We start from the raw sequence: 14282 nt of genomic DNA, 5'->3' as shown, positions 1-14282 counted from the left end.
TGATTGTTCTTTTTGTGCGCAAAGGTACATTTTTTATTTTTTTATTGTATCTTTGTGTGCCACGAACTAAATAGCAAATATTGGATTATGAGAGCCTTAACTATCTTCTTTTTATCTTTGTTTTCGTTGCCACTGATGCTGAATGCGCAGTCGGTCGATGAGATGTTGCAGAAAGTGTCTGCCGCTATCGAAGCAGGGCAGAACGGGCAAGCTGTGAGTTATTTCCGGCAGACGATCAGTCTGAATATTGACCGCACGGAAATGTACTATTGGACAAATGTGGACAAGAACAGCGAGATTAGTTCGAAACTGGCTATTGAGTTGGCTCTTGCTTATAAAAAACATCGGAATTTTGATAAAGCCTATTTATTTTATAAAGAGTTACTGCAAAAGAATCCGAATGATGTAGACTATTTGGAAGCTTGTGCAGAAATGCAGGTATGTCGCGGGCAGGAAAAGGATGGGTTGCGTATGTACGAGAAAATATTGCAACTGGAGCCGGAAAACCTGGCTGCCAATATCTTTTTAGGTAATTATTATTATTTGATGGCCGAAAGGGAGAAGAAAAAGTTGGATACCGACTACAAGAAAATATCGTCACCGACAAAGATGCAATATGCCCGCTATCGGGACGGATTGTCCCAAGTGTTTTCTTCAGGCTATCAGAAAGCACGGGATTCATTGCAGAAGGTAATCCTTCGGTTTCCATCGACAGAAGCTCAAAAGACATTGGATAAGATATTGAGAATAGAGAAAGAGGTGAATCGTTAGACGGTTCACCTCTTTTTGTTTTAATATCTGAATTGTATTGGTGGTTGTTCGTCACAACTCAATGAACGGGTATCTGCAGATGTGTATTCTTTTACCCCAGGGATAAGAGGGCTATAAGACAATACGTGGCGGATGCGTTTTCGTTGTTGGAATGTAAATTGATCCGAATAACAATAGGCATAATCCATGATGTTGCGTGAAACAAAAGTGCCACCGTCACAATCTGTTCTTGTACACAATTCAGCAAATGGATACTTGGTTAGATCGCCCATACCGTTAATTAATTCTGTATATTTAGTAATGTTATAGGTAGGAGTGTCTGTACAGTAATCAGTATCCTTACACAAATCTGTATTATCTCCATCTTCAGAGAAGGCATGGTGCAATCCAAGATAGTGTCCTAATTCATGTGCGAGCGTATTATAAACATCGGCTGTGTAGTAATATTGGCTATCACCATTTATATAAATATACTTACTATTGATAGAGACACAGTGCGGATATTCTACCTCATGGCTTAAGAAATAATCTCCATTGTTTAAACCGTCTAACGGATATGATGACAAACAGTAAGGTAAGTGTGCGATTCCTAGAATATTGTTCTCACTGAATGTATATATGAAGATATTAATATAGACTCTAGGATTCCATAACATTTCTGCATACTTCTTGGCTTGGTTTTTGTCTTTACCATCCATAAATTGCTTGCAAGACATAGAAGAAGTTTCCCATTCTATACGTTCAACGCCTGCTTCTTCTAAAGGACTTCCATCCGGCTTTTCAGTAGCCAAGACAAATTCAAGGTTCATATCTTGGCTAATATTATTATTTGCGTTTTTATATATCTTATTTTTATATATCAAGTTACACGCATTAATGATTTGGGCAAGACGTCCTTCAGCTACATATTGATCTTCATCATTACGGTCTTTATAAAGAACATGGAATATGACAGGCAATTTGTAGTGATGTTCGCTGGCTATGTTAGTGGAGGGCGATTGGGTTATTTTAATAGTTTTATTCGTCTTTTTTGCCATGATGGTAACAGTGGCACTTCTTTCCTCTGATGTGGTGTTAGCATGTATGGTTAAAACGAGTTCTCCATCATTGCTTGAACTTTGTTGGTTGGGAATACACCAACTTTGATTGCTAGTGGTTCTCCATGTGGAATTACATGTAATAGATACTTTTATGGCAGCTCCTTCCGAACTGACACCATCAAATGTAGATTGGGAAATCTCCAAAGTTGCAGAATCGGAGTTTGAATCACTACAACCTATTAGCACCCATAATAATGGAAGGAGAAAAATTAGTCTTGTTTTCATAAATGAAAGAGTTTTTATATAGAAACGTAGGTCCCAAAGATAATGTTTTAATCAGTCAGTCAATTATTTATTTCAATAAATATTCCACTTCCTTAAACATATAACCTCTTTTTATCTGTCTTTCATCTTCTAAAATCAATCTGCCTTCGGGCTCTACACATACAATTCGTGCAAGAAATTCACCGTTGACATCTTTGTATCGGTGTATTCCTTCCTTTCTGAAAAGCGACTTTTCATATTGGGTGACAATGGATGATGTATCACCCTTTTGAAGCTGGCTATAATAGGACTGGATACGCAGCATGATATTCTTCAGAACTTCAAAAATATCATATTGCTTTCCTGTGATTTGGTATAGAGAAACAGGATTGGGAGCCGGGCTGCGAAATGCTTCCTGGTTAATATTGATTCCGATTCCTGCAATGCTTTGACTGATATTCCGCCCCATCAAATCATTCTCTATCAATATGCCACATATTTTCTTCTCTTTCCAGTAAATATCATTCGGCCATTTGATAGAAACGTCATTAGTATATGTATCCAATTCTTCCTTAATAGCTAAAGACACAATCTGCGAAATAAGAAACTGACGCCGTGCTTCCAAAAACTCAGGGAAAAGTACAAAGCTGAAAAGAAGATTCTTAGCGGGTTCCGATTCCCATGAATTGCCACGCTGTCCCCGTCCGGATGTCTGAAAGTCTGCAACTACGGTCGTCAGTTCTTCCGTGCTTTCCCGGGCACAGAAAGTTTGCAGATAGTTATTGGTAGAATTCGTTTCGCTGATATGAATCAATGGAACCGGAAATAAATCAGGGGAGGGCATCATATTCTGTGCGTAACTTTTTAGTAAACTTCTTGACTACTTCATCGTAGGAATGATCGATAAGCTCCTTCATCAGTTTATCATCCACATCGCTGTCAAAACTGACGCTGCTCCAGTACTTCTTGTTAAAATGATAAGCCCCTTCAATGCCCGAATAATGTTCGCGCAGTTCAATTGCCTTTTCAGGGTCACATTTCAGTGCAATGTGATTTGCCCCTTCCAGGTCAATAAGAGCAAACATCTTATTCATAACCTTTATCACAAGCGATACATCATCAAAAGGAAAAGATTCCGTGGCTCCTTTCTTGCTCAGGCAGTATTCTCTGACAGTTTCTACGTTCATTAGTATTCCGGTTTTATATGTTTATAATTAGAATAAAGGCGGATAAAATGCTTCCTTCATATGTTCAATCTTGAAATCTCCATCATCACCTACTACAGTGATAATATCGAAACGTACAGGGCTGTCAATCTGAAACAGTTTCAAATAGGTATCCGCAGCACGTACTGTACGTCTTATTTTAGGCAGATCAACAGCATCTTCCGGTTCTGCAAACAGAGTGTTGCTGCGGGTTTTCACCTCTACTACAATCAACTCATTGTCCTTTTCAGCCACAATATCCAGTTCGAAATGTCCTTTTCTCCAGTTACGGTCACGAATGATATAACCATGCTGTTCGAGATAGGCTACAGCGGCATCTTCTCCGGCTTTACCCAATTCATTATGTTTAGCCATCTTTTTTTGCAAATTTACTGCTTTTATTCTTTGAATTTACAGAAGTAAAAGTAATTTTGCAGAAGATATGAGAAAAAGGAATAAGAAGTGCCTGAAAATGCACGTCGAGTGTACCAAAAGGGAACGACGGATGAGCATTTTGTTGAGCGATGAAGAGCAACTGATAGTTGATCGTTATCTTGAAAAATACAAGATATCGAATAAGTCACGTTGGCTTCGTGAAACCATTCTCATGTTTATCCATAAGAATATGGAAGAAGATTATCCCACCCTTTTCGGTGAACACGATATGAGACGATAAGAATATGCTGGACGATACTTACTTCATGAAACAAGCTTTGATAGAGGCGCGTAAAGCTGCCGACCGGGGAGAGGTTCCCGTAGGAGCTATCGTGGTTTGTAAAGAGCGGATTATCGCACGTGCTCACAATCTCACGGAAACATTGAACGATGTGACGGCTCATGCCGAAATGCAGGCCATTACTGCCGCTGCCAATGTACTTGGTGGTAAATATCTCAATGAATGTACACTATATGTCACCGTTGAACCTTGTGTGATGTGTGCCGGAGCCATTGCCTGGGCACAGACAGGAAAACTTGTATTTGGTGCCGAAGATGAGAAACGTGGCTATCAGAAATATGCCGGTTCGGCTCTGCATCCTAAAACTGTTGTCGTTAAAGGACTGATGGCAGATGAATGTGCCACGCTTATGAAAGAGTTTTTTGCTGCGAAACGGAGATAAATGATTAACGGTTAGTGATTAGTGATTAACACTATGCAGAGCAGCTATTAATCGCTAAACGCTAATCACTATTCTTTAATTTCCTCGAAGTCCACATATTCACCATCATCCTGCGTGAATATTTTCTTATGCCTTCTTCCCGTTACATTCTCCGAATATATCTCCTCTTCATTATCCGTCGGGTTCTGTGTTCCCTGATTGTAACTCTGTTGTCCCGTAGCACTACGTCCTGATTCAGCTTGTTTCGGACGTGACGACGACGAGGAACGGCGTCCTATTCCGAAAATGGCTCTTAGCAGGAATCCGACAATAGAGAGACCAAATACGACAATGGCAATAATAAAGATAAGTATAAATAAAAGTATATGCATCGGGCTATGATTTTTATATTGTAACTTTGATAAAACTCATAGTACAACAAACGTGCCAAGAGATTGTTTATTTACTTTTTCTTGTAAAAAGTGAAAGTAAAATATACCATACAATAATGGCTGCAAAGCTACTGATTCCCAGGAAAACAAGTAAAGGAATACAAATAATCAAGAAAATAAAACTGACTTTATTGTCACCCCATGACAGACTTTTGAATTTCAGGGAAAACATCGGTATTTCTGATACCAGCAACCATGAAGATAGACAAACGAGTATAAAAAGATAGACAGGATGGCAGCTTTCGGAAATCAGCAAATCATGTGCGCCTGCCACCAAAGAACCCCAAAACAAGGCGTTGGCAGGAACAGGAAGGCCGACAAAAGAGCTTGTCTGCCGGGTATCATTATTGAACTTTGCCAAACGCAAAGCAGAGAATACGGAAATCAGAAAAGCGGCATAAGGCAAGTAAGGAGCTATAAATTCCATGCTTGCCGGATAGTACATCTCTTTAAACAAAGAGAATACAATCACTGAAGGCGCAAAGCCAAAGCTGACATCATCAGCCAGTGAATCCAGGTCCTTTCCAATGATAGAATGAGCATTGAGAACACGGGCCAACAGTCCGTCGAAGAAATCGAAGATAGAACTTAAAGCGATAAAAAGCAGTGCCAGTTCGTATTTTGCTTCAAAAGCCATGACGCAAGCGATACAACCGGAGAAAAGGTTCAGGCAGGTTACAGTATTCGGGATACTGTTTTTAATAACGTTTGTCATTGTGACAGAATTATTTAAGTTTGGCGATAACCGTTTGGTTACCGGTCGTTAATTGACCCATGCTGACACAGACCTCTGTACCAATGGGCAAATATACATCCACACGAGAACCGAATTTGATGAATCCCATGTGTTCGTCGATATAACATTCTTCGCCTACCTCAGCGTAGGTTACGATACGGCGTGCCACAGCACCGGCTATTTGGCGGGTGAGCACTTCCACACCTTCCGGTGTTTCGATCACTACCGTAGAACGTTCATTCTCTGTGCTGGCTTTCGGCAGCCAGGCTTTCATAAAGTTACCATTGTGATGAGCCACCTTCTTGATAGTGCCGTCCACCGGATACCAGTTGGCATGAACATTCACAATGCTCATAAATATAGAAATCATCAAACGGCGATCATGGAAATACTCGTTTTCATCGACTTCTTCGATCACGACGATTTTCCCGTCGGCAGGCGCAACGACTATTTTCTCAGTGTCCTGCCCGAAGAGGCGGATCGGACAACGGAAGAAATTCACCATTAGCAGATAGACTGCGATACTCGCCACTGCTACCACATAAAATGGAATTTTGCAATCGATTCCCCAATAAAGAGCGGCATTAATCAATAGCAATAGCAAGAAGCTAGCCCATAATATATGTGTTCCTTCACGGTGAATACGTATTTTCTTCAATTTCTTTAGTCGGCTCATGAATGCTGTTTAATGATATTGACTGCAAAAATATACTTAATTTAAAATATCAGCAAGTAAATGGGCATAGAAATGCGAATGTTGATAACTTTTTGAGGATTATTTTTGTTTATAACCCAAGAGGTAGTAATTTTATGCCTTCAATTTAACTACTTATCATTATGCAGGATTTCGTTCATTTACATGTCCATACCCAATATTCTCTCTTGGATGGTCAGGCAAGCGTCGCTCGTCTGGTCGATAAAGCAATGAAGAATGGAATGAAGGGTATTGCTGTGACCGACCATGGAAATATGTTCGGTATCAAGGAATTTACGAACTACGTCAATAAAAAGAATAGCGGCCCGAAAGGTGAAATCAAAGACCTGAAGAAGCGAATAGCAGGAATCGAAGCCGGTACGATAGAATGTGCAGATAAAGAAGCGGAGATTGCCGCTTGCAAAGCCAAGATAGTAGAAGCGGAAAACAAACTCTTCAAACCCATCATCGGTTGTGAAATGTATGTGGCACGCCGCACGATGGATCTGAAAGAGGGAAAACCCGACCAGAGTGGTTATCACTTGATCGTATTGGCAAAGAATGAGAAAGGTTATCATAACCTTATTAAATTAGTATCGCACGCATGGACGCGAGGGTACTATATGCGTCCGCGTACAGACCGCAGCGAACTTGAGAAGTATCATGAAGGACTGATGGTCTGTTCGGCCTGCCTTGGTGGTGAAATACCGAAACGGATTACTGCCGGGCAATTCGCGGAAGCCGAAGAAGCTATACAGTGGTATAAGAACTTGTTTGGTGACGATTTCTATCTTGAGCTGCAACGTCATAAAGCGACTGTTCCCCGTGCCAATCACGAATGTTACCCATTGCAGGTGAATGTGAACAAACACTTGATGGAGTATGCACAGAAGTTCAACATCAAACTGATTTGTACGAACGACGTTCACTTTGTGGATGAAGAAAATGCCGAAGCGCATGACCGGCTGATTTGTTTGAGTACCGGCAAGGATTTGGATGATCCGGGTCGTATGCTTTACACAAAACAGGAGTGGATGAAGACACGTGAAGAGATGAATGAACTCTTTGCGGACGTGCCTGAAGCATTAAGCAATACATTGGAACTCCTCAATAAAGTAGAATATTACTCCATCGACCATGCACCTATTATGCCGACTTTCGCCATTCCCGAAGATTTCGGAACGGAGGAAGGGTATCGGCAGAAGTATACGGAGAAAGATTTATTCGACGAGTTTACGCAAGACGAAAATGGGAATGTAGTCTTGAGTGAAGAGGATGCAAAAAACAAGATAAAGCGTTTGGGCGGATATGATAAACTCTATCGTATTAAACTGGAAGGTGACTATCTGGCTAAACTGGCATTCGACGGAGCAAAAAAAGTATATGGCGACCCCTTGTCGGATGAAGTCAAAGAACGATTGAAATTCGAACTGTATATCATGAAGACAATGGGTTTCCCGGGGTACTTCCTGATTGTGCAAGACTTTATTGCAGCAGGACGTAGCATGGGGGTGTCTATTGGACCGGGACGTGGTTCTGCTGCCGGTTCGGCAGTAGCTTATTGTTTGCAGATAACGAAGATTGACCCTATCAAATATGATTTGCTGTTTGAACGTTTTCTGAACCCCGACCGTATCTCTTTGCCTGATATTGATATTGACTTTGATGATGACGGACGAGGCGATGTGCTTCGTTGGGTAACTAATAAATATGGACAGGAAAAAGTAGCCCATATCATCACTTATGGTACAATGGCTACGAAGCTGGCGATTAAAGACGTTGCCCGTGTGCAGAAACTTCCTCTTTCCGAATCAGACCGCCTGGCAAAATTAGTGCCGGATAAAATTCCCGACAAGAAGCTGAACCTGCGCAATGCCATCGAATATGTTCCCGAATTGCAGGCGGCGGAAGTATCGCCCGACCCATTGGTGCGGGATACGCTCAAGTATGCCAAGATGCTCGAGGGCAATGTTCGTGGTACGGGTGTGCATGCTTGTGGTACGATTATCTGCCGTGATGATATTACCGACTGGGTGCCTGTCAGCACCGCCGATGATAAGGAAACGGGTGAAAAGATGCTCGTCACACAGTATGAAGGCTCGGTAATTGAGGATACCGGATTGATTAAGATGGACTTCCTGGGACTGAAAACATTGTCCATCATAAAAGAAGCTGTTGAAAATATCCGCCTGAGTCGTAGCATCTTAGTAGATGTAGATACCATAGACATCTGTGACCCTGCGACCTATAAACTATATAGTGACGGCCGTACGATCGGTACATTCCAGTTTGAATCTGCCGGTATGCAGAAGTACTTGCGCGAATTGCAACCTTCTACATTCGAAGATTTGATTGCCATGAATGCTCTCTATCGTCCGGGACCGATGGATTATATCCCTGATTTTATCGACCGTAAGCACGGACGCAAGCCGATTGAGTATGATATTCCGGTAATGGAGAAATACTTGAGTGATACGTATGGTATCACGGTCTATCAAGAACAGGTGATGCTTTTGTCACGTCTGCTGGCGGACTTTACCCGTGGTGAGTCCGATGCTCTTCGTAAAGCGATGGGTAAGAAGCTGCGTGATAAGCTGGATCACATGAAGCCTAAATTTATCGAAGGCGGTCGAAAGAATGGACACAATCCGAAAGTCCTTGAAAAGATTTGGGCGGACTGGGAGAAGTTTGCGTCCTACGCTTTCAATAAATCTCACGCAACTTGCTATTCATGGGTAGCTTATCAGACAGCTTATCTGAAAGCGAACTACCCTTCCGAATATATGGCGGCTGTAATGAGCCGAAGTTTGTCCAACATTACCGACATCACGAAACTGATGGACGAATGTAAGGCAATGGGTATTCTGACTTTAGGGCCGGATGTCAATGAGAGTAACCTGAAATTCACCGTAAACCATGACGGTAATATCCGTTTCGGACTCGGTGCTGTGAAAGGTGTAGGCGAAGCCGCCGTGCAAAGTATCATGGAAGAACGCGAGAAGAACGGTCCTTTCACCGGAATTTTCGACTTTGTACAGCGTGTCAACCTTAATGCCTGCAACAAAAAGAATATGGAATGTCTTGCATTGGCGGGTGGCTTCGACAGTTTCCCGGAACTGAAACGCGAACAATACTTCGCTGTCAACTCCAAAGGGGAAGTATTTCTTGAAACCCTGATGCGCTATGGTAACCGTTATCAGGCGGATAAGTCGGCTGCGGTCAACTCTCTGTTTGGTGGTGACAACGTAATTGACGTGGCAACTCCTGAAATACCGCAAGGTGTGGAACGCTGGAACGATCTTGACCGTTTGAACCGTGAACGTGATTTGGTAGGTATCTATTTGTCCGCTCACCCGCTGGATGAATTTTCGATTGTACTGGATCATGTCTGCAACACGCGTATGGCGGATTTGGAAGATAAGGCTGCGCTTGCCGGTCGTGAGATAACGATGGGCGGAATTGTGACCAGTGTCCGTCGTGGAATCAGCAAAAACGGAAACCCTTACGGCATCGCCAAGATAGAGGACTATTCCGGTTCTACCGAAATCCCATTTTGGGGAAATGACTGGGTGACTTATCAAGGGTACCTCAATGAAGGAACTTTCCTATATATCAAAGCCCGTTGCCAGGCAAAACAGTGGCGGCAGGATGAATTGGAAGTGAAAATTACTTCTATGGAACTTCTCCCGGACGTGAAGGATGAACTTGTGCAGAAAATAACAATCATGATACCTCTGTCGGTATTGAACTCCTCTTTAGTCAAAGAGCTTGCGTCGTTGACCAAAGAGCATCCGGGAAATACGGAACTCTACTTCAAGGTGACGGACGATGTCGATGTGAATCGTGTGTCGGTCGATTTGATTTCCCGCCCGATTAAGCTTTCGGTAGGTCGCGATTTAATCACTTATTTAAAAGACCGCCCAGAACTCGGATTCCATATAAACTGATACAAATTGTGATATAATGAAACAAGGAGACATTTACTTTGGAAAAGTATTTGTCTCCTTGTTTTATGTTAGGGATATTTGTTTTATAAAGAAAAGATAGGAGATTTAGTATTGAAGTTCCCGCTTTTGCGAAGCTCCTGCATAGATTCCACTGTGATTGAAATCACAACAAATCTTTTTGATTTCTTTAGATTTGCGTGGAATACAGATGTCGGCTTCTATGATTGACTGTGTCTGTGCAGGATCAGCTATATGGATTTCCACCTTATATTTATTATTCTCTTTAATCATAAGTGCACAGCCTTGATTTACCTTAACTGCTATATCCTTGTTCTTAAATTCTCCAGCCTGATAAAATATCATTTGCCAGATACCTAGCTTTTTATTTCTGACTATCTGTTGCTCTTCTGTATTGGCGAGGATTTCAATGTTTTTGCTTTTCTGATATTTCTTCATGTCTTTCACTGTCTGCTTTCCGGGAACTACGATATAAGCATAGCTGGCATTAGATGGTTTTTCCCCATGATTGAAGCCGATAGTGAATATTCCTTTTTGCAAAGGCTGTTTGGATGCCGTGTTATTGATGTCATACCAATTGCCGCTCTGTGTTTGGTTGCTGACGAATACATTTCCATTTTCGGGAAATATATAGCCGATTTTATTGTGGAGTATCCAATCGGGGATTATATAGCTGAAAGATTCTTTTCCAATAGTTGAAACTTTTTTATTGGAAGAAACCGTAACTTCCTTATCCAAAAGCAGGCTTTGATTGACAGTTGTGAATACTTCTTCTGAAGCAGTGGAACTGATACATGCACCAAGGCATACTACTTCTTCATCAAAGAAGAACCATGCTTTCTTTGCCTGGGTGTTTATATTCGCATAATCATCTGTGTAAGAATAAGCAGATGCACCGTAAATACTATCGGATACTCCTCCGGCAAAAGTGGAAGTTCCTCGCGTCTGCCAATCACTTTTGGCTTTCGGGATGTCACTCATTTGCGGGGCGGTGACTCCGGGGATGCGTGCCCAGTTCCATACAGGAAATATATTGGCATATTCATTGCCGTCCACTACGATATTGGTACATCCGTCAGACATGAAATACGTCTTTAAGTTTTCCCCGTTTCCGTACTCGCAACGACTGGTACGGTTGGATACCATACGCACGTCAAATGTGTACTCCGGGCGTACGTGCAACGTATAGTCGCCGCGGAAGTAATGGGTGTGCTTCGGCGTGAGTCCATAATTGGCGGGTTCTTCTCCTTCTATACGTTTGATGATCGTTTGGAACTCGTCTGCATGAGCGGGATCGAGGTCAATCATACGCCTGGCAAATAAAATCGTATTCGTCTTCTTCGTAATATCGGGACGGCTGACACCTCTTCCCAATACGTCGAACAACATATACTGACCTCTGATAGTTGAATAATAAGTCTCACGCATGAATTTACTCACTATGGCTAATTTATCTTCGGAGATGGCATATTGCGTACCTTTCGTGTACATTGCTACTTGAGTGATACCTTTCAGAATCTCATCTCCATAACCTCCTATATAAAGTTGTACACCATGTTGAAAATAACTGTTGTCATGTTGGAAACCCTCTTTGGTTGTGTAGACTACCGGGCTATACGCATTTTCAAGGGCTATTTTCAGGTCACTCTCGTTTTGTGTCAGGCAAGAACGGTATATCCAATGTAAAGCGATGTCCGTACGGTTTGCTCCCGTCCATTTGGCAGGATGCCCACCATCTTCTTTGATTCTTTTTAAGAGTTTACTTTCCAGTTCTGCCGGAAGACGCTGTTCCCCGGTTCGCATTCGTATCAGTAATATGCCCAGGCATTGCGGCTCGGCTATTTGATTATACCACCAGTTATGACACCACGGGTTGCGTTCATGCCAAAATTCCAGTCCTTTTTGTATCTTATTAAATAGGCTACTGTCTTTGTAATATTTGTTTTTAGGATTTGTATAGGCAAAAGCAAAATCATACAAACGTTCAATATGTGTCATTGGCGGCCATTCCGTGCGCCGTATGCTAGCATAATCCACATCTATAAAAGAGCCGTCTTTTTCATTGTATTTATTGAGTGCTTCTTTTATTTGAGGGTTTTGAGCAAAGTCCAGTCTGATTTTTTTCATTAGCACCTCAAACTCATTTTGAATGTCAATAGAACTCTGTTTACCGGATTGTGCTTTGGCAAAGGAAATATCACTTATGATAAGTAATATTGCTAGAATAAAACGAATGGTGATTTTCATATTTTTATTGTTGATAATAATAGGTGCAAATATCGGCAGAAAAAAAGAACTGATGTGTCCTTTTTTTCTTTTTAAAGAGGTAAAATTGTCCATAGGATTATTTTACTTCAAGATTTCAGGTCTGTTATTATACCCGCTTATTATAGACCAAACTTATGTAAGTGCTTCTTTGTATTTGCTAACCGGACTATCAGATGTCTTTATTTTCAGTTTGATGACAAATGGCTCATTGGGCGTTTGTGTCGGTATACCTATATTATATTCATTACGGGCTACTTCGGTGACCTTGACGGACTGTCCGTTCAACAGGGTGGCTTCGGCAATTTGGACGCCTTTGGGTGTTTTGGCAGTAAGCTGGCCTGAGTAAGGAAGATTGAAGACAATCATATAAATCTCATCCTTTTTGCGTGTATAGTATCCCCAGTCTTGTTTGGCCCATCCTGCATAATCGCAGGCGTAAATGCATTCTCCGTTTTTCTTCATCCATTTGCCGATGAAGCTACTCAATTCTTTTTCTTCCGATCGGAAATCCCCATCGGGTTGAGGGCCGAAATTGACTGCCATGTTGCCACCCAGTGAAACGGCATGTACGATACGGTCCAACACTTCGACCGGGCTTTTTACGTAACTCAATGACCAGTCTTTATGGTATCCCCATTGATTTTCGGGGATGGTCATGCAAGCTTCCCAATCCCATTTAGTTACATGCAAGTCTTTTACGGGGTCGGGCAAACGTCGTTCATAGGCTGATTCATAATCGCCCATGAGGTGGCCGTTACTGTCAAAGTGGCGTTTCCCATAATCGTCGGCACGAAGGCGGCTGTTGATTGTTACACCGGGAACAAGTTCTTTCAACATACGTTCGACGTGTGCTGTCCACCAGCCATTCTGTTTGATGCTTGCATCCCATGTGCCGTCGAACCAGAAATCTTTCACTGTGGGATAGCGGGTGGCCAGTTCTTTAAGTTGATTGTCGGTGAATGTGAGAAAACGTTGGAAAGCGACGCTGTCTTCTTCCGAATTGATTTTGTAACGCCAGTCAGGATGGCTCCAATCCATGACTGAAAAATAGAAATGCACATCAATGCCGGCATCGTTATAGGCTTTTACCAATTCTCCCAGGATATCTTTTTTATACGGAGTATTGGCAACAGTATATTGGGAATACTTGCTGGGCCATAAACAAAAACCTTCGTGGTGTTTGGTCGTGATTTTCACGTACTTCACTCCGGATTCTTTGGCCATTTGTGCCCATTTCTTTGCATTAAACTTTTGAGGGTTCCATTGGTCCATTAGTTGCAACCATTCATTAGATGGTACTTTGGCCCACGATTTCAACCATTCGGCTGCTCCCTGATAGGTTTTTCCGTTCCACTCTCCACCGGGAATGGCATACAATCCCCAGTGAATGAAAGCTCCCAAACGGTTATCTCTAAACTTTTGCATGGCTGCGTCCTGTCTTTTGCCTAAACGGTCGGCTCCATATTTCAATTCTATTTCTTGTTCGGCAGGCAGAAGTTTTTTTTGTGCTTGTATGGCAGGACTAACCAATAGCAAGCTTAGAAGAAGAGTAGCTGTTAAATGTTTCTTTTTCATGATATGTACGATAAAGTGTCAGGCGTCTATACCTTGTGTTACATTAATATTTTAGCAATTCACGTTTATAATTATCAACTTTAAACCATATGCGATAGTTGCACCAAATGTACGAATAAAATTCAACATATCAAATATGACTGTCTGTTAAATGAACGGTTCTCATTTAAAGACCGTTGCACGTTTCCATAGAATAAACCCTAACAGAAGTTGTA

At 41.8% G+C, this 14282-nt stretch carries 13 protein-coding genes; 4 read left to right on the top strand and 9 right to left on the bottom strand.

The window, feature by feature from the left end:
* Positions 1-87: 87 nt before the first annotated feature.
* A complete protein-coding gene (locus HC965_RS23095) occupies positions 88-771 on the top strand; it encodes a tetratricopeptide repeat protein (RefSeq protein ID WP_191033682.1) in 684 nt (227 codons plus the stop codon).
* Positions 772-791: 20 nt separating this feature from the next.
* Here HC965_RS23095 and HC965_RS23090 read toward each other — a convergent pair whose 3' ends face one another.
* From HC965_RS23090 to HC965_RS23075, 4 genes are all read right to left on the bottom strand, one after another.
* The gene (locus HC965_RS23090; RefSeq protein ID WP_191033681.1) at positions 792-2096 is read right to left on the bottom strand and encodes a zinc-dependent metalloproteinase lipoprotein; all 1305 of its coding nucleotides are present in this window, start codon (positions 2094-2096) and stop codon (positions 792-794) included.
* Positions 2097-2163: 67 nt separating this feature from the next.
* Positions 2164-2922 (bottom strand): biotin--[acetyl-CoA-carboxylase] ligase, encoded by a 759-nt coding sequence (locus HC965_RS23085; RefSeq protein ID WP_191033680.1) that lies wholly within the window; start codon positions 2920-2922, stop codon positions 2164-2166.
* Positions 2906-3262, bottom strand: a complete 357-nt coding sequence (locus HC965_RS23080) for an MmcQ/YjbR family DNA-binding protein (protein ID WP_191033679.1) — start codon at positions 3260-3262, stop codon at positions 2906-2908. The genes HC965_RS23085 and HC965_RS23080 overlap by 17 nt, the downstream gene beginning before the upstream one ends.
* A gap of 27 nt (positions 3263-3289) precedes the next feature.
* The gene (locus tag HC965_RS23075; protein ID WP_191033678.1) at positions 3290-3655 is read right to left on the bottom strand and encodes a YraN family protein; all 366 of its coding nucleotides are present in this window, start codon (positions 3653-3655) and stop codon (positions 3290-3292) included.
* Between the two features lie 67 nt (positions 3656-3722).
* Here HC965_RS23075 and HC965_RS23070 point away from each other — a divergent pair, with 67 nt between their 5' ends.
* Both HC965_RS23070 and HC965_RS23065 read left to right on the top strand, forming a co-directional pair.
* Positions 3723-3956 (top strand): hypothetical protein, encoded by a 234-nt coding sequence (locus HC965_RS23070; protein ID WP_167959477.1) that lies wholly within the window; start codon positions 3723-3725, stop codon positions 3954-3956.
* Between the two features lie 4 nt (positions 3957-3960).
* A complete protein-coding gene (locus HC965_RS23065) occupies positions 3961-4398 on the top strand; it encodes a nucleoside deaminase (RefSeq protein WP_022140343.1) in 438 nt (145 codons plus the stop codon).
* A 68-nt stretch (positions 4399-4466) separates the two neighbouring features.
* On the opposite strand, the gene HC965_RS23060 is transcribed toward HC965_RS23065, so the two are convergent.
* The 3 genes from HC965_RS23060 to HC965_RS23050 all read right to left on the bottom strand — a co-directional run bounded on the left by HC965_RS23060 (position 4467) and on the right by HC965_RS23050 (position 6241).
* The gene (locus tag HC965_RS23060; RefSeq protein WP_191033677.1) at positions 4467-4769 is read right to left on the bottom strand and encodes a DUF4834 family protein; all 303 of its coding nucleotides are present in this window, start codon (positions 4767-4769) and stop codon (positions 4467-4469) included.
* Between the two features lie 67 nt (positions 4770-4836).
* Positions 4837-5544, bottom strand: coding sequence for a CDP-diacylglycerol--serine O-phosphatidyltransferase (gene pssA / locus HC965_RS23055; RefSeq protein ID WP_191033676.1), 708 nt, complete (start codon positions 5542-5544; stop codon positions 4837-4839).
* 10 nt (positions 5545-5554) lie between these two features.
* On the bottom strand, positions 5555-6241 hold the full coding sequence (locus HC965_RS23050; RefSeq protein WP_022140340.1) for a phosphatidylserine decarboxylase family protein: 687 nt from the start codon (positions 6239-6241) through the stop codon (positions 5555-5557).
* A gap of 161 nt (positions 6242-6402) precedes the next feature.
* Between HC965_RS23050 and dnaE the strand changes: the two genes are divergently transcribed.
* On the top strand, positions 6403-10206 hold the full coding sequence (gene dnaE / locus HC965_RS23045; RefSeq protein WP_191033675.1) for a DNA polymerase III subunit alpha: 3804 nt from the start codon (positions 6403-6405) through the stop codon (positions 10204-10206).
* Between the two features lie 105 nt (positions 10207-10311).
* Here dnaE and HC965_RS23040 read toward each other — a convergent pair whose 3' ends face one another.
* Together HC965_RS23040 and HC965_RS23035 are read right to left on the bottom strand one after the other, a co-directional pair.
* Positions 10312-12471, bottom strand: coding sequence for a polysaccharide lyase 8 family protein (locus HC965_RS23040; protein ID WP_191033674.1), 2160 nt, complete (start codon positions 12469-12471; stop codon positions 10312-10314).
* Positions 12472-12624: 153 nt separating this feature from the next.
* On the bottom strand, positions 12625-14067 hold the full coding sequence (locus tag HC965_RS23035) for an alpha-L-fucosidase (RefSeq protein ID WP_191033673.1): 1443 nt from the start codon (positions 14065-14067) through the stop codon (positions 12625-12627).
* Positions 14068-14282: the final 215 nt, after the last annotated feature.

This window comes from Bacteroides sp. GM023 (assembly GCF_014750685.1).
Lineage (GTDB): Bacteria > Bacteroidota > Bacteroidia > Bacteroidales > Bacteroidaceae > Bacteroides.
The sequence above is the reverse complement of the archived record's forward strand: the minus strand, read 5'-3'. Positions and strand labels throughout refer to the sequence as shown.